The organism is Streptomyces sp. NPDC046859 (assembly GCF_040645135.1).
GTDB lineage: Bacteria > Actinomycetota > Actinomycetes > Streptomycetales > Streptomycetaceae > Streptomyces.
The window spans coordinates 148,753-172,135 of record NZ_JBEYXR010000016.1; the positions used below are offsets into that span (position 1 = coordinate 148,753).

Annotated in this window: 21 protein-coding genes; 7 read left to right on the top strand and 14 right to left on the bottom strand. The window is 74.2% G+C overall.

The window, feature by feature from the left end; all coding sequences use genetic code 11:
* Nucleotides 1-131 precede the first annotated feature (131 nt).
* Nucleotides 132-1,337 carry a glycoside hydrolase family 64 protein gene (locus ABZ899_RS23805; protein ID WP_361349597.1) on the bottom strand — a complete coding sequence of 402 codons (1,206 nt, stop codon included), beginning with the start codon at nucleotides 1,335-1,337 and terminating at the stop codon, nucleotides 132-134.
* Between the two features lie 153 nt (nucleotides 1,338-1,490).
* Nucleotides 1,491-2,450, bottom strand: coding sequence for a helix-turn-helix domain-containing protein (locus ABZ899_RS23810; protein WP_361349600.1), 960 nt, complete (start codon nucleotides 2,448-2,450; stop codon nucleotides 1,491-1,493).
* Nucleotides 2,451-2,591: 141 nt separating this feature from the next.
* Between ABZ899_RS23810 and ABZ899_RS23815 the strand changes: the two genes are divergently transcribed.
* Complete coding sequence (locus ABZ899_RS23815) at nucleotides 2,592-2,891, top strand: antibiotic biosynthesis monooxygenase (protein WP_361349603.1); 300 nt, start codon at nucleotides 2,592-2,594, stop codon at nucleotides 2,889-2,891.
* A 51-nt stretch (nucleotides 2,892-2,942) separates the two neighbouring features.
* Here ABZ899_RS23815 and ABZ899_RS23820 read toward each other — a convergent pair whose 3' ends face one another.
* The 4 genes from ABZ899_RS23820 to ABZ899_RS23835 form a co-directional block, all read right to left on the bottom strand.
* Entirely contained in the window at nucleotides 2,943-4,799 is a 1,857-nt protein-coding gene (locus ABZ899_RS23820) for a GMC family oxidoreductase (RefSeq protein ID WP_361349605.1), read from the bottom strand.
* Complete coding sequence (locus ABZ899_RS23825) at nucleotides 4,796-6,193, bottom strand: hypothetical protein (protein WP_361349608.1); 1,398 nt, start codon at nucleotides 6,191-6,193, stop codon at nucleotides 4,796-4,798. The genes ABZ899_RS23820 and ABZ899_RS23825 overlap by 4 nt, the downstream gene beginning before the upstream one ends.
* Nucleotides 6,190-6,906, bottom strand: a complete 717-nt coding sequence (locus ABZ899_RS23830) for an FCD domain-containing protein (RefSeq protein WP_361349610.1) — start codon at nucleotides 6,904-6,906, stop codon at nucleotides 6,190-6,192. Before ABZ899_RS23830 ends, ABZ899_RS23825 begins: the two co-directional genes overlap by 4 nt.
* Nucleotides 6,907-7,009: 103 nt before the next feature.
* Complete coding sequence (locus ABZ899_RS23835) at nucleotides 7,010-8,725, bottom strand: SpoIIE family protein phosphatase (protein ID WP_361349613.1); 1,716 nt, start codon at nucleotides 8,723-8,725, stop codon at nucleotides 7,010-7,012.
* Between the two features lie 193 nt (nucleotides 8,726-8,918).
* Between ABZ899_RS23835 and ABZ899_RS23840 the strand changes: the two genes are divergently transcribed.
* Nucleotides 8,919-9,815 carry a PfkB family carbohydrate kinase gene (locus ABZ899_RS23840; RefSeq protein ID WP_361349616.1) on the top strand — a complete coding sequence of 299 codons (897 nt, stop codon included), beginning with the start codon at nucleotides 8,919-8,921 and terminating at the stop codon, nucleotides 9,813-9,815.
* A gap of 11 nt (nucleotides 9,816-9,826) precedes the next feature.
* Here ABZ899_RS23840 and ABZ899_RS23845 read toward each other — a convergent pair whose 3' ends face one another.
* From ABZ899_RS23845 to ABZ899_RS23855, 3 genes are read right to left on the bottom strand one after another with little or no spacing between them, the layout of a single operon-like run.
* The gene (locus ABZ899_RS23845; RefSeq protein ID WP_361349619.1) at nucleotides 9,827-10,687 is read right to left on the bottom strand and encodes an oxygenase MpaB family protein; all 861 of its coding nucleotides are present in this window, start codon (nucleotides 10,685-10,687) and stop codon (nucleotides 9,827-9,829) included.
* A gap of 27 nt (nucleotides 10,688-10,714) precedes the next feature.
* Complete coding sequence (locus ABZ899_RS23850; protein ID WP_361349622.1) at nucleotides 10,715-11,194, bottom strand: MSMEG_6728 family protein; 480 nt, start codon at nucleotides 11,192-11,194, stop codon at nucleotides 10,715-10,717.
* Between the two features lie 10 nt (nucleotides 11,195-11,204).
* Nucleotides 11,205-11,435: a DUF2945 domain-containing protein gene (locus ABZ899_RS23855; protein WP_361349624.1), complete on the bottom strand. Its 231-nt coding sequence runs from the start codon at nucleotides 11,433-11,435 to the stop codon at nucleotides 11,205-11,207.
* A 228-nt stretch (nucleotides 11,436-11,663) separates the two neighbouring features.
* On the opposite strand from ABZ899_RS23855, the gene ABZ899_RS23860 reads away from it, so the two are divergent.
* Both ABZ899_RS23860 and ABZ899_RS23865 read left to right on the top strand, forming a co-directional pair.
* Entirely contained in the window at nucleotides 11,664-11,834 is a 171-nt protein-coding gene (locus ABZ899_RS23860) for a hypothetical protein (RefSeq protein ID WP_361349626.1), read from the top strand.
* Between the two features lie 97 nt (nucleotides 11,835-11,931).
* Entirely contained in the window at nucleotides 11,932-13,329 is a 1,398-nt protein-coding gene (locus tag ABZ899_RS23865; protein WP_361349629.1) for a chloride channel protein, read from the top strand.
* A 96-nt stretch (nucleotides 13,330-13,425) separates the two neighbouring features.
* Here ABZ899_RS23865 and ABZ899_RS23870 read toward each other — a convergent pair whose 3' ends face one another.
* Nucleotides 13,426-15,270, bottom strand: coding sequence for a glycoside hydrolase family 15 protein (locus ABZ899_RS23870; protein ID WP_361349632.1), 1,845 nt, complete (start codon nucleotides 15,268-15,270; stop codon nucleotides 13,426-13,428).
* A 429-nt stretch (nucleotides 15,271-15,699) separates the two neighbouring features.
* Here ABZ899_RS23870 and ABZ899_RS23875 point away from each other — a divergent pair, with 429 nt between their 5' ends.
* Together ABZ899_RS23875 and ABZ899_RS23880 are read left to right on the top strand one after the other, a co-directional pair.
* Entirely contained in the window at nucleotides 15,700-16,614 is a 915-nt protein-coding gene (locus ABZ899_RS23875) for a YhjD/YihY/BrkB family envelope integrity protein (protein WP_361349634.1), read from the top strand.
* Nucleotides 16,615-16,752: 138 nt separating this feature from the next.
* The gene (locus ABZ899_RS23880; RefSeq protein WP_361349637.1) at nucleotides 16,753-17,448 is read left to right on the top strand and encodes a DUF4328 domain-containing protein; all 696 of its coding nucleotides are present in this window, start codon (nucleotides 16,753-16,755) and stop codon (nucleotides 17,446-17,448) included.
* Between the two features lie 37 nt (nucleotides 17,449-17,485).
* Here ABZ899_RS23880 and ABZ899_RS23885 read toward each other — a convergent pair whose 3' ends face one another.
* The 3 genes from ABZ899_RS23885 to ABZ899_RS23895 all read right to left on the bottom strand — a co-directional run bounded on the left by ABZ899_RS23885 (nucleotide 17,486) and on the right by ABZ899_RS23895 (nucleotide 21,476).
* Nucleotides 17,486-18,928, bottom strand: a complete 1,443-nt coding sequence (locus tag ABZ899_RS23885) for an APC family permease (protein WP_361349640.1) — start codon at nucleotides 18,926-18,928, stop codon at nucleotides 17,486-17,488.
* Between the two features lie 358 nt (nucleotides 18,929-19,286).
* Nucleotides 19,287-20,282 carry an alpha/beta fold hydrolase gene (locus ABZ899_RS23890; RefSeq protein ID WP_361349643.1) on the bottom strand — a complete coding sequence of 332 codons (996 nt, stop codon included), beginning with the start codon at nucleotides 20,280-20,282 and terminating at the stop codon, nucleotides 19,287-19,289.
* Between the two features lie 147 nt (nucleotides 20,283-20,429).
* Nucleotides 20,430-21,476: a Ku protein gene (locus ABZ899_RS23895; protein WP_361349646.1), complete on the bottom strand. Its 1,047-nt coding sequence runs from the start codon at nucleotides 21,474-21,476 to the stop codon at nucleotides 20,430-20,432.
* 252 nt (nucleotides 21,477-21,728) lie between these two features.
* Here ABZ899_RS23895 and ABZ899_RS23900 point away from each other — a divergent pair, with 252 nt between their 5' ends.
* A complete protein-coding gene (locus tag ABZ899_RS23900; RefSeq protein WP_361349649.1) occupies nucleotides 21,729-21,872 on the top strand; it encodes a hypothetical protein in 144 nt (47 codons plus the stop codon).
* A 137-nt stretch (nucleotides 21,873-22,009) separates the two neighbouring features.
* Here the strand turns inward: ABZ899_RS23900 and ABZ899_RS23905 are convergent, their stop codons facing one another.
* Nucleotides 22,010-23,260, bottom strand: a complete 1,251-nt coding sequence (locus tag ABZ899_RS23905; RefSeq protein WP_361349651.1) for an ANTAR domain-containing protein — start codon at nucleotides 23,258-23,260, stop codon at nucleotides 22,010-22,012.
* Nucleotides 23,261-23,383 lie beyond the last annotated feature (123 nt).

Genomic DNA, 23,383 nt, shown 5'->3' on the forward strand with positions numbered 1-23,383 from the left:
ATCCGTTGCGTACGCCCTCTAGGCGCATTGGCTCTTATGGCGCGCCTGCAAGCGGATGGGGCCGGACCGCGGCATGCCACCGGCCGCCGGGACGGACTCCCGGCGGCCGGAGCGGTGCGGGTGACGGGGGCTCAGTCGAAGGGCTCGAGGGTGACGGTGGCCTGGCGCGGGTCTCCGTCGTGGACGAGGGACTCGTGATGACCGACGTCGTCGAAGGCGAACGCGTACGCCTTGCCGTCGGCCATCTGGGAGTGGATCACCCGCGCGTAGTGGTTCGTGACGCCGTCCTTGTAGAAGGCGTCCGCGGAGACGTCCGGCTGGTTCGGGTTGACCAGCAGGGTGGAGCGGTGGAATCCGGCGCACAGGGTGCGCGAGATCGGGCCGCGCACCTGGTCGTTGGGCGCGTCGAGCTTGCGGTGACAGCCGAAGACGGAAGAGGCGTCCGGCTTCTCGAACTGGGTGACGACCGCGCCCGCGCTGTTGGTGAAGCGCATGACGCCGCCCGAGACCCGGCCGAAGTACTTGGTGTTGGGCTGGTCGCCGAACGGCGTCACCGTCAGGGTCGCCGAGGAGTACTTCTGCCAGACCCGGTTGATGTAGTCGTCCAGCACCGAGGCGGGCAGCGCGCCGGTCTCCAGGCCGTACAGCGGGGACAGGGCGCGCAGCACGGTGCCGTCGGAGCGGGTCTGGATCAGGTTGCCCCAGCCGCCGGGCTGGTTCCTGAGTCCGTTCAGCACCGCGTTGTAGCCGCCCGCCTTGAGCTTGCCGGCGTGCGCGGTGCTGCCGTCGGGGCGCTGCACGCCCACCGAGTACGGCGCGGAGAACATGTCGACCTGGGTGCTGTTGAGCCACAGGCCGCCGTCGTTGAGCGTGTACTCGGACCAGTTGAACAGAATGTCGCGGTTCGGGTCGCTGGGGTTCTGCACGGCCGGCTGGACGAGCCCGCCGGTGGTCAGCTTGAACACCAGCTTCCGCCCGTACGAGAAGTACACGCGGCCGGAGAACTTCGGCATCCGGATGGTCGTGGACTGCCCGGCGGCGGGACCCGGGATGGAGGCGTCCGGCGCGGGGGTCGGCGGGTTCCCGCCGGCCGGCCAGGGGTGGAAGGTGCCGTTCGCGTCGGCCCAGCCCTGCCGTCCGGTCGAGAGCTCGGTGCCGAGGTTGTAGAGGTACACCTGGTCACCGCGCGCCGAGTTGTTGGTGATCTTCAGCGGGATGGTCGCCGGGACCGCGGCGTGGGCGGGTGCGCCCGTCCCGGTCGCCAGCAGCGTCCCGCCGAGGATCGTGGCGAGGGACAGGCCCGCGGCCGCGATCCGGCGTTCGAGTGTCTTCCCCATGCTCCGTCTCCGTTCGACTGGGGGATCGAGCACGATCTGAGAGCGCTCTCAGCGTCCCGCCTTGGTCTGGACCTGTCAACGACTCAACCAATATCGACTGCGGCGAACCTCCATACGGGGCGCGGGAGTCGGGCGCCGGCGGGCGGCGGGCGGTCAGCGGCCCCGCAGCGCGCTCGCCGTCTCCCCCGTCCGCTCGCGGAGCAGGACGCGGAGCGTGGTGGCGTGCTCGTAGCCCACCTTGCGGGCCACCACCTCGAGCGGGAGGTTCGTGGTGCGCAGCAGATGCGAGGCGCGTTCCACGCGCAGGTCCTGGACGAAGCGGACGGGCGAGGTGCCGAGGGTGCGGCGCACGACGCGCTGGAGGGTGCGCTCGCTGACGCCGACGGCGCGCGCCGCGTCGCCGATGGACAGCGGCTGGTCCAGATGGGCCCGGGCCCAGCGCTCGAAGGCGGCCAGCGTCGGATCACTCTGCGCGAGGGCCGAGGAGATCGTGTACGCGGCCTGGGAGGGCCGCTCGTCGATGACCAGATAACGGGCGACGAGGTCGGCGAGGGCGGGGCTCCTCATCCGCACGACCGCGAGCGCGAGGTCGACGTGGCCGAACGCGGCGCCGGCGGTCGTCACCCCGTCGGAGGTGGTCACCATGCGGGTCTGGTCGAGCGTCACCCGCGGGTAGCGCGTGCGGAAGTACGGCGCCAGCCACCAGCTGATGGTCGCCCGGCGTCCGTCGAGCACGCCCGACTCGGCCAGCAGGAACGTGCCCGTGCAGGCCGACGCCACGGCCACACGGCGCTGCCGCGTCTCGGCCACCAGCTGCCGCAAGGGCGCCCCCGCCGGACCCGAGACCTGTGCGAGGAGGGCGTCCGGGCGGCGCTCGGCGAGCGCCGGGACGATCAGCAGGTCGGCGTCCTCCGCCGTGGAGACGGGGCGGGTCTCGACCAGGTGCCCCGCGCCGGTGCGGATCCGCCGGCGGAAGCCGACGGTGGACACCGTCCAGGCGGGCGGCGGTTCGGGGAGCTCGTCGCGCATCGCGTTCGCCCCGTCGAGCACGTCGAGCAGGGCCGAGAGCCCTGAGTCGAAGACGCCGTCATACGCCAGCACCGCCACATCCATGTCGGGAACGGTATCGGACACGCCGTTCCCGACGCTGTCCGGGAGCCGGGCCGCACCCTAGATTCAGGGGGGTCCGGACGACATCCGGTGCCCGGTACCGGCACCCCTCCCGTCACGACCCTCACGAAACTGGAGCACCACATGAGCACGTTGGGACTGCTGGCCCGGATCGAGGCGAGGCCCGAGCAGGCGGAGAAGGTCGCGGAGCTGCTGCGGGACGCGCTGGAGCTGGCCCGGCAGGAGGACCACACGCTGACGTGGTTCGCGTTCCGGCAGGGCGAGACCACCTTCGGCATCTTCGACACGTTCGCGGACGAGCAGGGACGGCAGGAGCACCTGCGGGGCCGGATCGCGGCCGCGCTGACGGAGAACGCCGCGACGCTGCTCAGCGAGGCGCCGGACATCCGGCCGGTCGACCTCCTGGCGGTCAAGCTCCCCTGACCCGCCGCCGGGGGCGGCGTCACCGCCCCCGGCCCCCCAGGGCCCGCCCGGTCAGGCCCGGATCAGCCAGCGGTCCGTGACGGCCAGGGCCGCCGCCATGATGCTGAGCTGCGGATTCACCTCGGGGCAGCTGGGCAGGACGGACCCGTCCGCGATCAGCACGCCGTGCACACCCCGCAGGCGCCCCTCCGGGTCGGCCGGCGCCCGGTCCTCGTCGGCTCCGGCCGCGGCCGTGCCGGTGGGGTGGAACGCGGACACGTGCAGGTGGCGTACGGACACGTCCGCCAGCAGGGCCTCCAGTTCCGCCATGTCGCGGGCGCGGGGGGCGTGCGGGACGCCGGTCAGGACCTCCTCGGCCCCGGCGGCGAACAGCAGGCGGCCCATGGCCCGTTGGGCGCGCAGCAGACGGCCCGCGTCGCGGAGCGCCAGGTCGTAGCGGAGCAGGGTGCCGTGCCGGCCGAGGACCCGGCCCGAGGGGCGGTCGGCGACCATCGCCCCGAGCGTCGCCAGGTGCTCGGTGTCCTCCAGCGCGTGGCGCAGGGCGCGTCCGACGCCCGGCAGCACGAAGGAGCTCATGCCCGGGGGTGCGGCGGTGGCCTCGATGAGGATGCCGTCGGCGTGCAGTTCCTCCACCGCGACGCTCTGCAGGACGGCCCGCCCGCCGCCGACGGGGTTCGCGAAGCGCCCCGCGACGCTGACGGCGGGGTGGACGCTGAGGTTGCGTCCGAGGCCCGGATGGCCGCCCAGACCGGAGCGGCGCAGGAGTTGGGGGGTGCCCAGGGCACCGGCCGCCACGACGACCAGGGGGCTGAGGATCTCCAGCTCGCCCCCGTCGGGGCGGCTCACCAGGACGCCCGCGGCCCGGGGGCCGCCCGGCCGGTCGCGGTCGGTCAGGATGCGCCGGACGCGAGCGCCCGTGACGATACGGGCGCCGGAGGCGCACGCCTCGGGCAGCACCGAGAGCTGGACGCTCTGCTTGGCTCCGGTGGGGCAGCCGACGACGCACTGGCAGGAGCCCTGGCAGCCGGGCGCGTTGCGGCGCAGGGGCCGCGCGGCCCAGCCGAGCCGCCGGGCCCCGGACAGGGCGACTCTGCCGTTCTCGCCGAGGACGTCGAGCGGCTGCCGGGCGACGCGCAGGGTGCGTTCCGCCTCGTCGAGGTGGGTGGCGAGAGCGTCGGCGGCGGCGAAGCCGTGGGTGGTGCGCCAACGGGTGAGGACGTGGTCCGGAGTGCGGTAGCAGGTCCCTGAGTTGACGACGGTGGTGCCGCCGACCGCGCGGCCGGTGGGGACGACCAGCGGAGGGGCGCCGTACGCGATGGTGGCACCGGCGTCCCGGTACAGCGCGGTGAAGCGGTCGAGCGGCGCCCGGCCCGCGAACGAGGCGGTGCTGTGGTGGTCGCCCTCCTCCACGACGACGACCCGCAGTCCGGCACGGGCCAGCGTCCGCGCCGCCATGGCACCCCCGGCGCCGGACCCGACGACGACGGCGTCGGCGGTGGACCGGCTGGGCCAGGCAGGGGACGGCGTGCAGTCCAGCGGCGGGTCGTCGGCGGCGGTCCGCGCGGACGGGGCCCCGCGGTGCAGCATCCGTTCCGTCCCGGCGGCGAGCAGCACCGGCACCTTGAGCGCGTCGAGCACCGGCAGGGCGGTCCGGTGGGCGGCGAGGCGGGCCAGCAGGCGCTCGCGTTCCCCGGGGGTCAGCGCGGCGAGACGGCGGCCGGTGCGGGCCAGCGCGTACGCGTCGACGGCCAGGGCCGCGCCGTGGACGGCGGTGCGGGCGGAGCGCGGCATGGCGTCCAGCAGGGTCCGCAGGCGCCGCGGCACGCCTCGCACCCAGTCGGTGGTGCCGTCGTCCGCGAGGAACGCGGCGGTGAGTGCCGGGAGGGCGACGTCCGTACGAGGGCTCATCGCTCGCCGACCTCCGCGTGGGCGGTGCCCGCCAGCCGCCAGTGCGCCTCCGGCCGCCACCTCCCCCACCAGCGTTCCAGTCGGATCTCCGCGTCGGCGCTCTCGCTGTTGCGGCAGACCGCGGCGGATCCGTCGGGGTCGGTGTAGTCCAGGGCCAGGGTCCGCTCCTCGGGCTGGGTCACCGTCACCCGGATCCGGCGCAGTCCGGCCCGGCCGGTCACCCGCCAGCGGGGCAGGGCGAGGTCGGCCGTGAACCGGCCGGCTCCCGCCCAGCCCACAGCGGTGCGCTCGGGGCGCCCGGGCCAGGTCCGCCCGCCGCGCAGCAGGCGCAGGAAGACGAGCGGGGGCAGCCGGTCGAGTCCGGGGCGGGTGGACACGGCGGCGACGATCTCGAGGAGGTCGCCGCCGCCCAGGTCGGCGTGGAGCCAGGCCCAGCGCGCGGCGTTGCCGTGGCCGTAGATGCGGGCGCTCGCGCCGAACGCGCCGTCGAGGCAAAGCTGTTCGCCGTCGCCGTGAAGGACGGTCCCGGTGTAGCGGCAGCGGGAGGCCGGGAGCATGTGGCTGGCGGGCAGCCAGGGGTGGCGCCAGGACCAGCGGGGGAAGGTGTGCACCGGTGGGCCCAGTGGTGTCTCGGTGAGCGACCAGGTGAGCGGGCCGGCACTGCCGGACAGCTTCCCGGGGGCGACGCGGACGCCGTCGGCGGTGAAGCCCTGGGGGGTACCGGTCGCGGGGACGGGCCCGAACCGGGCGTGCCGTACCGGGCCGTCCTGGGGGAAGACGGCGGCCCAGCCGTGTCCGTAGGCGGCCGAGCCGTCCGTGGGGGCGACGACTTCGTGGTGCAGCCAGACGCCGGTGCCGGTCGCCGGGTCGGTCAGGGTGGTGTACCAGACCTCCGTGCGGCCCGGCCGCCCGTCCCAGCGTGCCGCGAGGTGCCGTCCGGGGTCGGGCGCGGAGGTCCGGGGGAAGCGGAAGCTCGTGAGGAACGGCAGCAGCCCGGTGCCGAGCGGGAAGCGGAGCGTACCCTGGCCGGCCGGCCGCCCGGCCTCGTGGAGGCTGTACGGCAGGACGGTCATCGAGGTGAGGGGCCGTGCCGGTGACAGGGACTTCCAGCCGTCCAGTTCGAGGCGCCGGCCCTGCAGCATGAAGGTGATCCGGTAGCGGATCCTGCGGCGGGCCAGCGGGGATATCTCCAGCTCCCCCACGGCCTCGGCGTCGTCGGCGCGTCCCGCGATCCGGACGCGTCCGGTGAGCCGGGCCCGGGTGGTGCGGTGGGGCAGCACCACCGTGTCGGCGCGGGCCACGAGGTCGAGGCGGACGGGGCGTTCGCGGTCCTCGCCGTCCAGGTGCACACGGCCCAGGAGGGTCTCCCGGAACTCCGTCCCGCGGGCGCTCACCGGTCCCCGCCCTGACCCCGGCCGGTGGAGGCCAGCCCTTCGAGCATGATGCGTTCCGTCGTGGACAGGTAGGCCCCGGCGGCCGTGCGGGCCGCGGTCTCGTCGCGGGCGGCGACCGCCTCGACGACGGGGGCCAGCCGCTCGTGGGCGGCCCGGGCGTCGCGGAAGGGCCCCACGAGAGCCGAGCGGACCGGCAGATAGGCGTTGAACAGGGTGTTGGTCAGCAGGACGTACACCCGGTTCCCGGTGGCGCGGGCGAGCGCGCGGTGCACCTCGGCGTCCGCGAGTTGCGCGTCCTCGCCGCCGTCCGCCTCCGCGACGGCGGCGACGAGGCGGCGCAGTTCGGTGATCTGGGGCTCGGTGGCGCGGGAGGCTGCGCGTTCGGCGATCAACGCGCCGATGCTGCGGCGCACTTCGAAGATCTCCCCGATCCAGTCGGGGCTGTGCCGCACCAGCATCGGGAGCAGGTCCGCCCCGCCCAGCCGCAGGAAGTCGCGGACGCGCGTGCCCACTCCGTGCCGGGTCTCCAGGAGTCCCGCGTGCACCAGGCGGCCGAACGCGTGCTTGAGGGTGGTGCGGTTGACGCCGAACTCGTCGGCGAGTTCCCTCTCCGGGGGCAGATAGCTCCCGGCGGGGTGGCGCCCGGCGAGGATCCGCTCGCGCAGGCGCTGCTCCAGTACGTCGACGACCGTCTCGCGCGGCAGTGCTTCCATCGAGGCCCCCAGCCCGGGTGTGGTTCAGTGACTGAGCCACTGAACCACCGTGGTTGACTGGGCGTCAACAAGTCGTGCGCAGACGGTTGTCGGGGGCCTGCGGTCAGACCGGGGTGCGCAGCGCGAGGAGGGCCACGTCGTCGTCGTTGTCGTCGGGGCGGACGCGGCGCAGCACCTGGTCGGCGAGGACGGTGAGCGGCCGGTGCACGGAGGCCGCCGCGTGCCGGCGCAGGCGCTCCAGGCCCACGTCGATGATCTTGCCGTGCTCCTCGACGAGGCCGTCCGTGTACAGCACGAGGGTGGAGCCGGGCTCCAGCACGGCCTCCGCGTCCGGCCGCCGGGCGCGCAGGCCCGTGCCGAGGGCCACCCCGTGCCCGTCCTCGAGGAACCGCGCCACGCCGTCCCTGCCGATCAGCAGCGGCGGCGGATGTCCCGCGTTGGTCCAGGACAGCCGCCAGGTGCCGTCGTCCAGCGCCTCGATCCGGGCGAAGATCATGGTGGCCATGCGGACGTCGGTGATGTGCTCCATCGCCTCGTCCAGCCAGCTCACGATCCGGCTGGGGGGTTCGTTCTGCGACCAGGCGTAGGCCCGCAGCATGTTGCGCACCTGCGCCATGCCGGAGGCCGCCTCCAGGTCGTGGCCGGCGACGTCGCCGATGGCCAGGGCGGTCGTCCCGTCGGACAGCGGGAACGCGTCGTACCAGTCGCCGCCCACCTGCGAGGCGTCCGGCGCGGGCAGGTAGCGGGCCGTCATCTCCAGGCCCGGGACCCGCGGCAGCTGCGGCAGCAGATGGTTCTGCATGGTCTCGGCGACCTTGCGCTGGCGCTGGTAGAGGCGGGCGTTGTCCAGGGCGAGCCCGGCGCGGCGCGCGATGTCCTCGACCAGCGGCAGGTCGGCGGAGGTGTAGGGCACCGGGTTCTCGGCGCGGCCCAGCGTCAGCGCGCCCAGCACCTCGCGGGTGCTGCGGATGGGGGCGATGGCCGCCGAGTGCATGCCCGTACGGTCGAACAGGTGGCGCTGCTCGACCGCGATCCCGGAGTCCGGGGCCCGGTGGTACCGTTCGGGCCCGGTCACCGTGGACGCCACGCCGCGCAGGGCCCTGGACAGCGGCCACTGGGACTCCTCCAGCACGGGCGGCATGGGCCCCTCCAGGTCCTCGTGCCGCTTGATGGTGGCGCCCTCCGCGTGGGCGACGACCTCCCGCCACACCTCGTCGCGCTCGGTGATCAGGTCGACGATCACCCAGTCGGCCAGCCGTGGCACGACCAGACGGCTGAGCCGGCGCAGCGTCTCCTCGGTGTCGAGCGTCGAGGTCAGCTGGGCGGTGGCCTCGGCGAGCAGGGCCAACCGTTCCAGCTCGGTCAGGGTGGCGGTCGGCGCCTCCGGGGCCGGGCCCGGCTCCTGCTCGGACTCCTCCGCGTGGAAGATCACCAGGGTGCGGCCCCCCTCGTCGTCGAACGCGTACGGCGTGATCAGCCAGGCGATGGGGCGGACGGAGCCGTCGGGGAGCGCGAAGTACTCCCCCGCGCCCTGGGCCGACCTGCCCTCGTGGAACGCCTGGCGCATGGCGCACTGGCTGTGCGGCAGCGTCTGGCCGTGCGACCCGCGGTGCAGCAGCTCGTGGGCGTCGTAGCCGACGAGTTCGTCCGTGGATCTGCCGAGCATGACCTCCGCCCGCGCGTTCACCGCGATGATGCAGCCCCGCTCGTCCACGACGTAGGCGCCGGCGCCGAGCGCGTCCAGGGCCTGGGACAGCTCGGCGGACGCCGGCGCCACAGCGTCGCGACGACCGGTCTCCGTGTCCTGTGGCCCTTCCACGTCCTGCCTCCCTGCGATCGGTCCGGGTGTCCCCGCCACGGTGCCGAACCCCCTGTCGCGCCACGCCGTCCCGCCCCGGTGTGCCCTCCGTGTGCCCCGGGACGGCCGAAAGGCACCTTCCTTGCGCGGCCGGCCTCGGGGCCGGAGGATCCATGGCCACACGATACGCACGCCGAGGCGGGGAGGAGCGGGGATGGAACCGCGGACGAGGGGCCGGCCGCGCGGGCTGTTCGTCGGACTGTGCACGCTGGACGTCGTGCAGTCGGTCGACCGGGTGCCCGCCCCCGACGAGAAGCTGACGGCACGGGACCAACTCGTCGCGGCCGGGGGCCCGGCCGCGAACGCGGCCGTGACCTTCGCCCATCTGGGGGGCGCGGCACGACTGCTCACCGCGGTCGGCTCGCACCCGCTGGGCGAGGCCGTCCGGGCGGACCTGGACCGGGCGGGGGTGGCCGTGACCGACCTGGCGGCCGGCCGGGACGAGCCGCCCGCCGTGTCCTCGGTTCTGGTCACCGCCGCCACCGGGGAGCGTGCCGTCGCCTCCACGAACGCCCGTGGGCACCGGCTCGCCCCGCCCCCGGACCTCGAGGCCCGGGTGGCGGCCTGCGACATCGTGCAGTTCGACGGCCACCACCCCGGCCTGGCGCTCGCCACCGCGCGGGCGGCGCGGGCCGCGGGGCGCCGGACCGTCCTCGACGGGGGCAGCTGGAAGCCGGGGACGGAAGAGCTGCTGCCGTACATCGACGTGGCCGTGTGCTCGGCGGTCTTCCGGCCGCCCGGTACCGCCGGGCCCGACGGCACCCTGCGGTTCCTGCGGGATCACGGGGTCGTCTGGACGGCCGTCAGCCGCGGGCCGGAGCCCCTGGTGTGGAGCGGACCGGACGGCGGCGGAACGGTGGAGGTGCCCGTGACGCGCGTGGTGGACACCCTCGGCGCCGGCGACGTCCTGCACGGCGCGCTCACCCACCGGCTGGCGCGACGCGCCGAGCTGACCGGCGCGGACTTCGCCGGGGACCTGCGCGCGGCGGCGGCCCTGGCCGCACGGTCCTGCGCCTCGTTCGGCACACGGGAATGGATGCGGGACGACTGAGCCCGGCCCGCTCACCCCTGTCCTGGTGTGCCCGGCGGGCGCATCACCCAGCGGATGGTGCGGGTGAGCGCCTGCCCGGCGGGACGTACCGCGAAGTCCTCGACGACCGGGATGCGGGGCAGCCCCAGCAGGCGCCGGGCCCACGGCGGCAGCAGGGCCACGCCGTTCGCGGCGAGGCCGCCGTACAGGGGCCGTACCGGGAGGGGCACGGGCGGCTGGAGCAGCAGGAAGCGGGCGGTCGAGCGGGCCTCCGGGGTGGCGCGCAGCTCGGCCCGGTAGGAGGCGAGGCGGGCCGCCAGCTCCCGGCGGTCGCGCGGCGGGTCGCTCACGCCCAGCGCCCGCGCCACCCGTGCGGCGTCGGCGACGTAGCCGTCGTAGCCGTCCGCGTCCAGTGGGTGCGCGCCGAAGCGCTGGTGGGCGCGGAGAAAACTGTCCGTCTCGGCGGCGTGCACCCAGCCGAGCAGATGCGGATCGGCCGCGCGGTACGGCTCCCCGTCGCCGTTCGTGCCGCGGATGCGCTCGTGGATGGCGCGGACCCGGTCGACCGCCCGCTGGGCGTCCTCGGCGGTGCCGTACGTCGTCACGGCGAGGAAGGTGCTGGTGCGCTGCAGGCGGCCCCACGGGTCGCCCCGGTAGCCGGAGTGCCCGGCCACCGCCGCCATCGCCAGCGGGTGCAGGGACTGCAGCAGCAGCGCGCTCAGCCCGCCGATGAACATGGACGCGTCGCCGTGGACCGCGCGGATCGGCCGGTCGGGGCCGAACCAGCGCGGCCCCGGGGTCAGATGGATGCGGGCCCGGGTCGCCGGGCCGTCGGGGCCCGCGACCCGGCGGAACAGGGCCTGCCCCAGATGGTCGCGCACCACGCTCAGCACGGCCGTCCTCCCTTCCGCCGTCGCCGGTCACCCGGCGGCGGACGCGCGCTCCCGGTCGGAGGCGGGCCACACGTACGGCAGGTCGTCGGCCACACCGGGGAACAGCGCGGCGTACACCCCGGGGTCCTTGCGGACCAGGGCCGAGCGGTGGCTCTCGTGGAAGGCCTCGTCACCGAGCCACGGCGGCAGCTCGGCGGCCGCCGCCAGCTCCTCCTGTTCCCGGACGGGTCCGGGCCGGTGCGCCGCCAGCCCAGAGACCAGGGAGGCGGCGCAGCTGTCCTGGTGCCCGTGGTCGCGCCAGACCCGGCAGATCTCCAGGCCGTAGCGGACCAGCGCCTCCTCGTAGCCGGTCCACATGCGGACGGCCGGATGCCGGCGCCAGCCGTAGCCGGGCACGGTCAGACCCCGCAGGACCTGGAGCGCCTCCACGCGCTGCTTGCCCAGCCGGCGCCGGTCCAGCAGCAGCGCCGTCCGCCGGAAGTCGGGGTCCGGCAGGAACGTCTGCATGCGGCCCCGCTCACTTCCTGCGCAGCGCGGACGGCTTGTGCACGGCGGATCTGCCGGACTTCTCGCTGCGCACCTCGTACTGCGGTTCCTCCGCGGAGGCGTCCACGGTGCGGCCGGCGGCCTCCGTACGGTGGGTGATCTTCCGCTCGACGGTGCCCTCGGCGGTGCCGCCGTGACTCTTCCAGGTCACCTCGTCGCCCTTGGCGAGGTCGTCGTCGGACTTCTTCGCGTTCTTCGCCACCGTGATCCCTCACTTCCTGCGTGCGCGGAGACGTCGGGACCCGCTCCGAGTGCCCGCGCGGCACCGGCCCAACCGGCACCGCCCGGCCGTCGGCCGTCGGGCGGCGCCCGGATGCAGGGGGGCGGGCCGAGTGCTGCAATGACTGCAGGGCCGAACTCGGGCTGCGCGCGGACGCCCTCGCCGGCCGTGTCCCGGCCGGGCCCGGACCCGTTCGTATGAGGAGAGGCCATGCACCCGGACATCGCGGACACGGGGCCCGTAGACCACCTGTTCGTCGAGTGCCCCGGCAGCCGGAGGACGGGGGAAGGGCTTCCCCTCCCCCTCGACCTGGTCGAGGGGGGCGTCGTCCGCGTCCGCGACCCGGCCTTCGTGGTCGAGGCCCTGGAGCCGACGGCATGACCACCAGGATCGACCAGTTGAAGCAGCTCGGTGACCTCACGGCCCAAGGGGTGCTCACCGAGGAGGAGTTCCAGGATCTGACACGCCGGATCCTCGCTTGACGCACGACGAGCAGGACGCGCGCGAGACGCCACCGCCGGGCGGACGGACCCAGCCGGAGGAGGCCGACCGGCTGCGTGAGATGGTGCGCGATCCGGCGTACGTGAAGGCGCTCGTCCTCTGCGCGCTGATCGGCGTGCCGGTCTCCCTGCTGGCGTTCTGGTTCCTGGCCGGCCTGCACCAGCTGGAGCACGCGCTGTGGGCCGATCTGCCCGACGCGCTGGGCTGGGACGCCCCGCCGTGGTGGTGGCCGCTGCCGATGCTGGCGGTCGCCGGTGTCTGTGTGGGTCTGGTGGTCCGTCATCTCCCGGGCGCGGGCGGGCATGTGCCGGCGGCCGGGCTGCACGCTCCCGGAACGACCGCGGCCACCCTGCCGGGTGTCGTCCTGGCCGCGTTCGCCGGCCTGCCGCTGGGCGCGACGCTCGGCCCCGAGGCCCCGCTGATCGCGTTGGGCGGCGGCCTGGCCATGCTGTTCGCGCGGCTGGCCCGGGCGCCGACGACCCCGCGGAGCGCCGCCCTGCTCGCCGCGGCCGGTGCGGCCGCGGCCCTGCCGGCGATCTTCGGCAACCCGCTGATCGGCGCGGTGATCCTGATGGAGGTCGCCGGGGTGGGCGGCCCGCGGCTGTTCGCGGTGATGCTGCCGGCGCTCCTGTCCAGCGGCGTCGGCTCCCTCGTCTTCACCGGCTTCGGCCGCTGGACCGGCCTGTCGACCGGCAGCCTCACGCTCCGTCTCGGCGTGCCGACCCCGCACATCGACGCCGGGGACGTCATCTGGACGATCCCGCTGGCCGTGGCCATCGGCTTCGCCGTGCACCTGATGATGGACACCGGGCGGCTCGCCGCGGTCTTCGTCGCCGGGCGGCCGGTGGCCCGTACGGTGGTCTGCGCACTGGCCGCCGGTGTCTGCGGTGCCGTCTACACGCTCGTCACCGACCGGAACCCCACGGACGTGGCGTCGTCCGGCCAGGCCACGCTGGCCCGGCTGGCCCAGGACCCGCACGCGTGGGGGGTCGGCGCGCTGATCGCCGTCCTGCTGTGCAAGGGCGCCGCGTACGCCGTGTGCCTGGGCAGTCTGTGCGGCGGCCCGATCTTCCCGGCGCTGTTCCTGGGGGCGGCGGCCGGTGTGCTGCTGTCGCCGCTGCCCGGCCTGGGCGTCGTACCGGGGCTGGCGGCCGGCATGGCGGCGGCGGGCGGAGCCGCGCTGCGCCTGCCGGTCAGCAGCGCGGTGCTGGTCGTCCTGCTCATGGGCGGTGCGGAGATGACGCCGGTGGTGCTCCTGGCAGCGGTCGCGGGCTTCGCCACGGTGGCACTGCTGCCGCCGGGCCGCGCGGTCCCGCCCGTTGGGCAGCCCGCGGAGGCACCGCGGGATGCCGGCGGCAGCACCCGGGCCACGTGAAGCGGTCGCCATCGCCCCCGGCCTGCAGCGACTGATCCCCCACGAGCGCACCGGCGACCCAAAGGGCCCGCGTACCGGAGGCCGGCCGGGGGCGGTTCAGTCGCGGCCCCGGTCGAGGGCCGCATCGAGATTGAGGGCCGCGTCGACGAGGGCCAGATGGGTGAACGCCTGCGGGAAGTTGCCCAGTTGCCGGCCGGTCGGCGCGATCTCCTCCGAGTACAGGCCCAGGTGGTTGGCGTAGCCCATCATCTTCTCGAACACCAGCCGGGCCCGGTCGGTCCGTCCGGTCCGGGCCAGGGCGGCGACGTACATGAAGGTGCACAGCGAGAAGGTGCCCTCCGAGCCGGCCAGGCCGTCCGGCGACGCCTCGGGGTTGTAGCGGTAGACCAGGCTGTCGCTGACGAGTTCCTCCTCCATCGCGGCGAGAGTGGACGTCCACAGCGGGTCCTGCGGCGTGAGGAAGCCGACCGTCGCCATCCGCAGCAACGAGGAGTCGAGGACGTCGCTGCCGTAGTGCTGCACGAACGCCCGCCGGGACTCGCTCCAGCCCTTGCTCATCACCTGCTCGTAGCAGGCGTCGCGCGCCCCGCGCCATCGGTCGGCGTCGGCCGGCCGCCCGTTGGCGTCGGCGAGGCGCAGCGCGCGGTCGAAGGCCACCCAGGACATGACCCGGCCGTAGGTGAAGTCCTTACGGCCGCCGCGGGTCTCCCACAGGCCCTCCTCCGCCTGGTCCCAGTGGTCGACCAGCCAGTCGAGGTCGGTCAGCAGCGCGATCCAGCCGTGATGGCCCATCGAGTGTCCGTGCCGGTGCGCGAAGTAGATGCTGTCGACGGCCTCGCCGTAGATGTCGAGCTGGAGTTGGCCGACGGCGCCGTTGCCGATGCGCACGGGCGACGAGCCGGCGTAGCCCGCCCAGTGGTCGAGAATCTGCTCGTCCAGGTCGGAGGAGCCGTCGACCCGGTACATGACGTTCAGCGGGCCGGAGGCGCCGTGGCCGCCGGCGCTTTCCTTGACCCGGTCGGACAGCCACTGGATGAACGCCTGCGCCTCCTCGGTGAAGCCCAGCCCGAGCAGGGCGTACACGGAGAAGGACGCGTCCCGGATCCAGGTGAACCGGTAGTCCCAGTTGCGCTCGCCGCCCAGCTGCTCGGGCAGGGCGGCGGTGGGGGCGGCGACGACGGCTCCGGTGGGCGCGAACGTCATCAGTTTCAGGGTGATCGCGGACCGCTCCACCGTCTCGCGCCAGCGGCCGGTGTAGCGGGACTGGTGCAGCCACGAACGCCAGTACCGCACCGTCTCGGCGAACACCTGCTCGTACTCGGCGAGCCGTATCGTCCGCGCGGTCCCGTCGCCGCCCCATTCCAGGACCAGTCCCCGCTCCTGGCCGGCCTCCAGTGTCATCGTGAAGTGCAGGGCGTCGCGCCGGTCGGCGAGGACGTCGAGCAGCCGCTCGTCGTCCGGCTCCCGGATCGGATGCACGGTGAGGTGCGCGCCGTCGTCCGCGGTGAACGTCGCCCCCCGCGTGGTCATGTGCAGCCGGTGCGGGCGGCGTCCGTAGTCGAACCGGGGGGCGATCTCCACCTCGAACGTCATCCGGCCCCGGACGCTGCGGACCACGCGCACCAGCTGGTGGCGTTCGGTGACGGTGGTGCCGGTGACGGGCATGAAGTCCTGCACCTCGCCGGCGCCTGCCTCGGTCATGTAGCGGGTCACCAGGATCGCGGTGTCCGGGAGGTACAACTGCTTGGTCGCGTAGGCGCCGTGCCGGGGCCGGACCGTGCAGTGCCCGCCGTTGTCCTTGTCCAGCAGGGCGCCGAACACGCTCGGCGAGTCGAACCGCGGGGCGCAGAACCAGTCCACGCTGCCGTCGGTGCTCACCAGGGCCGCGGTCTGCAGGTCCCCCACCAGGCCGTGGTCCTCGATGAGGGGGTAGTCGTCCATCGGGGCTGACCTCCCGGTGCGCCGGACCCGGTCTCCCCCTCCGTTTCAGGGTAGGGCGGCACTCCCGCATCGGCGCGCGGGACTCCGGGCGCCCCGGTCGGCCGGTCGGGCCGTGGACGCTCCGCGGGGACCGCGCACGCCGTACCCGACCAGCCGGGCCCAGGGCGAGTTCGAGCGCGAGGCCGGCCGTGGACGGTGGTGAGCCACGAGGACGACCGCCGTCAGCGGGAGGGGATCGAGCGTGACGGCGAGGGCGGCGAGCATCAGGCCGAGGACCATGGGGGGGGGAGCCCGTCGGGCACGGTACGGGTCGGGCGTACGCACGCGCGTCGGCCGCCCGCACTTGCGCGCAGACGCTCACGCGAGGCGGCCGACGGCGTGCCGGGCACCGGGTCCTCACGCACTCTGGAGGTGGGAAGGAGCGGCTCGATGGAGACTGGCCGACGCCGGGCGTTCCCGTTGGGCGCCACCTGGTGGCGTGAGCGTGCCCGGGCGTCGACCGTGTGGGCGAAGGCCGTCCACGCGCGGCTGGAGCGCCGTTTCCCGGTGATCACCGGGATCGTGGACCGCCTGCTGTCCGTGAACGTCTTCGACTCGGCCACCCGGATCGCCGCGCAGTGCTTCCTGACGGCCGTGCCGCTGCTGTTCGTGCTGAGCGCGTACGCGCCGGAGGCGGTGCAGGATCAGGTGACGACGTCCATCACCACGGTGCTCGGTCTGACCGGGCAGGCGAAGGCCGAGGTGGAGCAGACGTTCCACCCGCCGTCGGAGGATCTGCGGCAGGCGACGGGCGTGGTGGGCGGCCTGATGGTGCTGCTGTCGGCCACCGCGGTGAGCCGCGCGGTGCAGCGGCTGTGCCGCAGGGCCTGGGTCATGCCCCGCTCACGGACGAAGGTCGCCCCGTGGCGGTGGCTGGCCTGGATCGCGCTGTGGCTGGCCGCTCTCGTCGTACAGGGGCTGCTGCACAACGGCTTCGGGCTGGGGGCGACGCTGGGGTTCCCGATCGTCCTGGTGATGCAGGCCCTCATGTGGTGGTGGACGCAGCATCTGCTGCTGGGCGGGGCCGTGCCGTGGGGGCCGCTGCTGCCGGGTGCCGTCATCACGGCGGTCGCGGTCAGCGCCCTGTCGGTGACCGCGCACTTCTATATGCCGCGGGCGCTCAACCGGGCCCTGGGCGAGTACGGTTCGGTCGGCTCGGTCTTCGTGCTGCTGTCCTGGCTGATCGTGGTGTGCGTCGCCGTGGCGATCGCCCTGAGCGTGGGCGCCGTCCTGTCCCAGGAGCCGTTCCTCCGCACGCGGTTGGGGCCGCTGCCGACGGCCCCGGACACCTCCGCGGCGGAGTGACCCGCGGCCTGCGGCGGGCGGCCCGTGCGGAGCCGCCGTGAACCGCGTGGACGAGGCGGTCGTCCTCGCCTATGGTTCCTCCGCACGCGATCTTCCGCGGGCCGTTTTTTCCACTCATCGCCCGTGGGGGGCCGTCGCATGTCCGTTTCCTTCGAGCCGCTTCCGCGGCCGCACACCCGTCCGCCCGGCGGCGTGCGGCCCGCCTCCCAGGTGCTCCTGGCCGTCGTCTGCGTGCTGTTGGCGGGTATGGCGCTGACCGATCTGTTCGCGGTGTTCGCCGGTCTCCGGATCCGCACGCTGACCGCGACCGACCCCGAGCGGGCCCTCGACGGCGCCTACACGCTGTACGAGCGGGCCGGTGACCTGCAGGGGATGGTGACCCTGCCCGGCACGGTCGTCTTCGTCGTCTGGTTCTTCCTGATGCGACGGGACCTCGGCGTGCTGACGCCCGACGCCTTCCGGCACGGCCGCGGCTGGGCCGTCGGGGGCTGGCTGATCCCGCTGGTGAACCTCTGGATGCCGTACCGCGTCGCCGTCGACATGTGGGGCGCCGCCGCGCCGCTGCCGGGCGAGGGGCAGCCGCACCGGACGTCGTTGTGGCCGGTGAATCTGTGGTGGGCGCTGTTCGTCGGCGGGACGCTGCTCGGCCGGTACAGCGCGTCGCGGTACGCCGACAGCGACAGCCTCACCGAGGTGCGGGACGCCGTGACGCAGTACATGGCGGCCGACCTGCTCAACGCCGGTGCCGCCGTGGCCGCCGTGTACGTCGCGGTCCGGCTGACCGCGATGCGGCGGCTCAAGGAGGCCGGCGGGCCGTTCGGGTACGGGGGGTGAACCGGGCGGGGCACGTGCCCGCCCGGCCCGCGGGGTGTCAGGGCCGGGTCTGCCCTTCCGTGTCGTCGGAGGCGGAGGCGGAGGCGCGGTCGCGGTCACGGTCGCGGGTGAACCAGGCGACCGCCCACAGGGCCACGCCGATCAGCAGAAGCACGCCCGCGATGCGGTACTCGTCGCCGGGGCGTCCCGACGACCACGGCAGCACCAGGTAGAGGCAGGCGAAGGCCCCCACGACGGGCAGGACGCGGCCGGCCCGGAAATGCGGTGCCGCCACCGTGTCCTTGCGCAGCACCAGGACCGCCACGTGCACCCCGGTGAAGACGGTGAGCAGCAGCAGCGACGTCGTGCCGCCGAGCAGGGCGACGACCGGGCTGTCGGGGTTCAGCGAGACGAACGTGATGAGGCCGAAGGCGATGACGGTGGTGAACAGGATCGCCGCCTGCGGGGTGCGCCGTACCGGGTGCACCTTGGCGAGGAACGGTGGCAGGACGCCCTTGCGGCTCATCCCGTACAGCAGCCGGCTGGCCATCATCATGTTGATCAGCGCGGAGTTGGCCACGGCGAACATGGAGATGAACGGCAGCAGGTCGGAGATGGGGAAGTCGGGAGCCGCCGTCTGCACCACGGTGGCCAGCGGCGTCTCGCTGGCGGCGAGGCGGCCGACGGGCACGACCGCGACCGCGCACACGGACACCAGGACGTAGATCAGGCCGGTGATGCCGAGCCCGGTGAACATCATGCGGGGGAAGATCCGCGCCGGTTCCCTGGTCTCTTCCGCCATGTTGACCGAGTCCTCGAAGCCGACCATGGCGAAGAACGCGAGCGACGTGGCGGTGCTGACGGCGAGGAAGACGTTCTTGTCGGAGGCGCTCTCGAAGGCGACGACGCGGGAGAAGTCGGCGTTCCCCCCGGCGATGAACCAGCCGCTGATCAGGACGACGAGCAGCAGACCCGACAGCTCCACGACCGTCAGGAACACGTTGACCTTGAGGCTTTCGCTGACGCCCCGCAGGTTGACGAGCAGCACCATCGCCATGAAGCCGAGGGCGATCGCCAGGATCAGTCCGTCGCCGCCGTCGAGCCCGAACCCGGTGACCAGGTTGGCCGCGAAGGCTCTGGAGGCCGCCGACGCCGAGGTGATGCCGGAGCACATCACGGCGAAGCACACCAGGAACGTCAGGAAGTGCTTGCGGAACGCCTTGTGCACGTACAGCGCGGCGCCCGCGGCCTCGGGGTACTTGGTGACCAGCTCAAGGTAGGAGCAGGCGGTGATCAGGGCCACGGTGAACGCGATGACGAACGGCAGCCAGGCCGCTCCCCCGACCTCGCCGGCGACCTGTCCCGTCAGGGCGTAGACGCCGGTGCCGAGGATGTCCCCGACGATGAACAGCAGCAGCAGACCGGGACCCATGACCCGCTTGAGCGCCGGCTCACCGTCCGCGTTCGTGGCGGGCGAGTCCTTCTGTCCCGTGGATGACATGGCGTACTCCTCGTCGTGGTGGCGGCCGGGACCCTCACTGAAGACGACTACTGCCCCTGATCCATCCGCCGCATGTGCGGCACGGGGAAACGCCGAGGCCCGTCCGCGTGATGCGGACGGGCCTCGTGTCGGAGCGCCGGGCAGGCCTTGCACCTGCATCTCCCCGCAGGAAGCGGGGCGTCTTTCCTTGGACCACCAACGCAGGGTCGGTGACCGCGAGTTGCGGTGACCGGCTCTGGGAGCAGCTTAGTACATCCGGGTGAGTGCCCGCGCCCCCGGCCCTGGATCTGTGGCCGTCCGCCCTGGGTTCCCGATGGCGGGGCGACTTCCGGCCGGACCCGTGACGCGGCCCCGGAGGTCAGCCGCCCAGCAGGGGCAGGGTGAGGCCGCACCGGACGGGCCGGGCGTGCGCCGGGTCGAGCGCGTTGCGCACGAGCTGGGCGGCGTTGGTGTCGTAGGCGAGCGACAGATGGTCCGAGACGTCCTGCGGGCAGATGTCCTGGATCAGGACGTTCCGCACGGTGGCGCCCGGTCCCGCCGTCAGGAAGTTGTTGCGGTAGGGCGTGGCGAAGAGGTCGTACCGGGTGGAGACGACCGTGTACGAGACGCCGGGCCGGGTGTCGCCGTCGCGGTCGAGCCTGCGGTTCACCTCGGAGCCCACCATCTGGTCCGACCACGCCTGGCCGACCACCGCGGACACGGCCGGGTCGAGGCCCAGCCGGCCGGTCACCGTGCCGACGCCGGAGATGTTCCCACCGTGGTTGGACGGGGCGAGCGCGATCAGCCGGCGCACCTTGTTGCGCTCGGGGTGCGCCGGGTCGGTGCCCCCCTCGAAGCGCAGATACCAGCGCGGGGTCGGACCGCCGCCCTGCGAGTGCCCCACGAGGTCGACCTTGCGGGCGCCGGTGGCCTCCAGGACGCGGTCGACGTACCGGGCGATCTGCCGGGCCGACTTCGGTACGGGTCCGGTCGCCTTGAACGGATTGCCGGGCGTGCCGCCGTAGTTGGGGGCGAAGACGCAGTACCCGAGGCTCTTCAGATAGGGGGCCAGCATGCTCCAGTTGTTGTAGGCGTTCGCCGCCGAGCCGTGCAGCAGCACGACCGGGCGGGGGTGCGCGCGCGAGGGCCGGCACGACCAGTCGTCGGCTCCGGCGGGGGCCGCCTCCGGGTGGACGAGTCCGTACGCGACCGCCGTGGCGACGTCGAGGGCGGGGGCGGGGGGCGCGGGCGTGGCGGACGCGGTGGCCGTGCCCGTCAGCCCGAGGGCCAGCGGCAGGGCGACCGACGCGCACACCGCGGCCCAGCGGCCGCTCCGCCGGTTCGCACGGCTCCGGGAAGACTTCCGGTCCGCCATCGCCACTCCTCGTCTCCGGGCCGGCCGAGCGCCGACGCGAAGATCATCGGGGACCGCCGCGACGGCGGGTGCCGGGGCCGCCCACGGCACCTCCGATGGAGCAGGCGCATTTCATCCGGCCGGCCCAGCCGGTGCCGGGGGCTCGTGTCAGGCCGCCGCCTTCTTGCGCCGGCGGCCGCTCCCCGCGAGGGCGTCGATCAGCTCCTGGCGGCTCATCCGGGACCGGCCGGGGATCTCCCGCTCGGTCGCCCGTTCGTACAGCTCGGCCTTGCTGAGCTCGCGCAGCTCGCTCTGCTCGGGAGCGGCGGAGGTCTTGCGCGCCGAGCCCTTCGGCGCGGACGTGGAAGGGGACCTGGGCGGGGACGTGCGGCCGCGCCGCGTGCCGCCGCGCTCCCCGCCCCGCTTCTCGCGGCCGGAGCGGGCCCGGTCGATGCTGCCCTGGAGGACGTCCATGAGGTCGACGACGTTGGTGGCGGTCGGCGCCTCCTCGGCCGGGGCGATCTCCTGTCCCTCCGCCTTGGCCCGCACGAGCTCGCGCACCTTCTCCTCGTACGTGTCCCGGTACCGCGACGGGTCCCACGGGCCGCTCAGCGCGTCGACCAGCTGGAGCGCCATGTCGAGTTCCCTGCCGCTGCCGGCCCGCCGCTCCGGGAGCTGCGGCAGCTCGCGGACGGGGTCGCGGACCTCGTCCGCCCAGTGCAGGGTCTGGAGCATCAGCACCTTCTCCTCGGCGCGCAGCGCGGTGAGGTACTGCTTGCCCCGCATCACGAAGGTGGCGACACCGACCCGGTTCGCCTTCTCCAGGGCCGCGCGCAGGAGTTCGTACACCTTGAGGTGCTCCTCGCCGCGTGGCGCGAGGTAGTAGGTGCGGGCGAAGTACACCGGCTCGATCTCGTCGAGGTCGACGAAGTCGGAGATCTCGATGGTGCGGCTGCGGCCCGGTGCGATCTCGTCCAGCTCGTCCGGCTCGACGACGACGTACTCGCCGTCGGCGGCCTCGAAGCCCTTGACGATGTCGTCGCCGGACACCTCGTCGCCGGTGCGCTCGTTCACGCGGCGGTTGCGGATGCGGTCGGACGTGCCGCGCTGGAGCTGGTGGAAGTGCACGGAGTGGTCCTGGGTGGCGGTGTACAGGCCGACCGGCACGCTGACCAGTCCGAACGTGATCACACCTGTCCAGATCGCCCGTGCCATGACCGTCCCGCTCCGTCGTCTCCGTCCGGGGCCCGGCACCCCGGTGCCACCCGCTGCTGCCTCCACGCTGGCACCCCCGCGGCGGGCGCGCGCGGCGAGCCGGCCCGGCCGGGGGCCGACCGGTGGAACACGGCAGCCGGGACGTGCCGGAAGGGGTGAACCTCACGGGACCGCACACCTGGCCCCCGTGGCAGCGCCTCGGCCGGGCCGGCGGGGGTACCCGGCCCCTCCACCGAGCTCAGGAGGACCGTCATGACTGAATCGACTCCATCGCAGGCCGAAGGCGACCGGGAGCAGGACGGCACTGAGGACACGGCCGAAGAGGCGGCCCGCACGACCCCGTCCCAGGCGGAGGGCGACCGCTCCGACGAGGACGACGACCCGGACCATCCGTAACCGGGACGCCGGGCGGAGTGGGAGAGCGGCTGGTCGGGTTCCCGAGCCCGGTTCCAGGCGCCGTGGCCGGGCGGCGCGCCCGGCTCGCTCCGCGACGGTGCCGCCGGATCCGTGCGGCAGCACCGGATAGGTCCCGATCACCGCTTACCGGCCCCGCCGTCCGGTGACCGCGCGGCGGCGCCCCGCTTCGGCCGGTTCTGGTGGAGGTGCTCCAGGGCGTCCAGGACGACGGTGCGGCGGTACCAGGAGCGCCAGGCCGCGACATCGGCCGCGAGGCGGGCGAGTTCCGTACGCCGGGCGGGGCGCGGCCAGATGCCCGGTTCGTTCCGGTGCAGGGTCAGCGTGCCGGTGCAGTACGTCTCGGGCGTGATCAGCGGCACGCTGTACACGGCCCGGCGGCCTGCCGCCAGGAGCGCCTGACCGGCCGGGTGGGCCGAGAGGGCCTCGTCGGCGGCGACGTCGGGCACGGCCGCGGGCGCGAGCCGTTCCCGGGCCACGGCGCACACCACCGGCGGGCCGGTGACGAGGGCCACCTGGTCCCAGTAGGCGGCGTCGAGCCCGCGACGTCCCTCGAGGAACAGCGCGTGGTCCTGGGCCGGGTCCGTGAGGTGCACCTCGCCCGCGTCGGCCTCGGCCACGGCGATCGCCGTGTCCAGGGCGGCGGCGAGCACATGACACCGGTCGGTGACGTCCCCGCCGTAGGCCCGCACGAATGCGGTGTCGGGCGGCGGGGCGTGCGTGCCGCGTCCCAGGAACCAGTGGGCGTCCGTCTGCGGCGGGGGTGCCGTGACGACGGCGGACGCGAGGATCCGCAGCGGCACGTTGCACTGCTGGGAGCCCTCGCGCAGCAGCGCGAACGCGGCAGCGGGGCCGGGGAGGTCGTAGCGGGCGATGAGCATGCCCTGCGCGACGCCGATGAGTCCGCTGGTGCGCGCCTTGGCGCGCAGCCCGAAGATCTCGCCGCGCATGCTCTCGGCGTCGGCCGGCGGCTTCCCCGTCCGGCGCGGCCGTGCGGGCCGGACGGGGGCGGGGGCGGTCGAGGGGGGCAGTGACGTCAGGGCCTCGACGAGCGTGCCGTGGAGGCGCATGCCGGGGAGGTCGTCCTGCTCCAGTTCCTTGCGCACCTCGGGTGTCGCCACCACGAGGACGGGGGCTCCCGCGAGGCACCCGGTCTCCTCCCGGAGGGTCCGGCGGGCCGCCTCGGCGACCGCGGGGACGGCCGTCATGTCGAGGACCAGCCGGTGTCCCTGACGGGCGGCGCGGTCCAGATGCCGCGTCAGTTCTCCGGCCAGCCGGTCGCAGCAGTCGGTGTCCAGCGCGCCGGCCAGGCACACCACCGTGGCTCGGTCGGTGGCCGGCACCATCGTGAGGGGGGAACGATTCGTCATCGTGCCTCGCTCTTCCGCTCCTGTCAGCCGCGTGCGTGGGACGGCCGGAGCGCCGGCGTGGCCGCCGACCGACCGCATCTCCACCCTCGCTCGGCTGTGCCGTGACAGCAAGGAGAGACCACC

What these genes read in the sequence shown, in the direction of transcription:
- ABZ899_RS23805 (WP_361349597.1), bottom strand. Translation starts at nt 1,337, where the DNA reads ATGGGGAAGACACTCGAACGCCGGATCGCGGCCGCGGGCCTGTCCCTC.
- ABZ899_RS23810 (WP_361349600.1), bottom strand. Translation starts at nt 2,450, where the DNA reads ATGGATGTGGCGGTGCTGGCGTATGACGGCGTCTTCGACTCAGGGCTC.
- ABZ899_RS23815 (WP_361349603.1), top strand. Translation starts at nt 2,592, where the DNA reads ATGAGCACGTTGGGACTGCTGGCCCGGATCGAGGCGAGGCCCGAGCAG.
- ABZ899_RS23820 (WP_361349605.1), bottom strand. Translation starts at nt 4,799, where the DNA reads ATGAGCCCTCGTACGGACGTCGCCCTCCCGGCACTCACCGCCGCGTTC.
- ABZ899_RS23830 (WP_361349610.1), bottom strand. Translation starts at nt 6,906, where the DNA reads ATGGAAGCACTGCCGCGCGAGACGGTCGTCGACGTACTGGAGCAGCGC.
- ABZ899_RS23840 (WP_361349616.1), top strand. Translation starts at nt 8,919, where the DNA reads ATGGAACCGCGGACGAGGGGCCGGCCGCGCGGGCTGTTCGTCGGACTG.
- ABZ899_RS23850 (WP_361349622.1), bottom strand. Translation starts at nt 11,194, where the DNA reads ATGCAGACGTTCCTGCCGGACCCCGACTTCCGGCGGACGGCGCTGCTG.
- ABZ899_RS23860 (WP_361349626.1), top strand. Translation starts at nt 11,664, where the DNA reads ATGCACCCGGACATCGCGGACACGGGGCCCGTAGACCACCTGTTCGTC.
- ABZ899_RS23870 (WP_361349632.1), bottom strand. Translation starts at nt 15,270, where the DNA reads ATGGACGACTACCCCCTCATCGAGGACCACGGCCTGGTGGGGGACCTG.
- ABZ899_RS23875 (WP_361349634.1), top strand. Translation starts at nt 15,700, where the DNA reads ATGGAGACTGGCCGACGCCGGGCGTTCCCGTTGGGCGCCACCTGGTGG.
- ABZ899_RS23880 (WP_361349637.1), top strand. Translation starts at nt 16,753, where the DNA reads ATGTCCGTTTCCTTCGAGCCGCTTCCGCGGCCGCACACCCGTCCGCCC.
- ABZ899_RS23885 (WP_361349640.1), bottom strand. Translation starts at nt 18,928, where the DNA reads ATGTCATCCACGGGACAGAAGGACTCGCCCGCCACGAACGCGGACGGT.
- ABZ899_RS23890 (WP_361349643.1), bottom strand. Translation starts at nt 20,282, where the DNA reads ATGGCGGACCGGAAGTCTTCCCGGAGCCGTGCGAACCGGCGGAGCGGC.
- ABZ899_RS23895 (WP_361349646.1), bottom strand. Translation starts at nt 21,476, where the DNA reads ATGGCACGGGCGATCTGGACAGGTGTGATCACGTTCGGACTGGTCAGC.
- ABZ899_RS23900 (WP_361349649.1), top strand. Translation starts at nt 21,729, where the DNA reads ATGACTGAATCGACTCCATCGCAGGCCGAAGGCGACCGGGAGCAGGAC.
- ABZ899_RS23905 (WP_361349651.1), bottom strand. Translation starts at nt 23,260, where the DNA reads ATGACGAATCGTTCCCCCCTCACGATGGTGCCGGCCACCGACCGAGCC.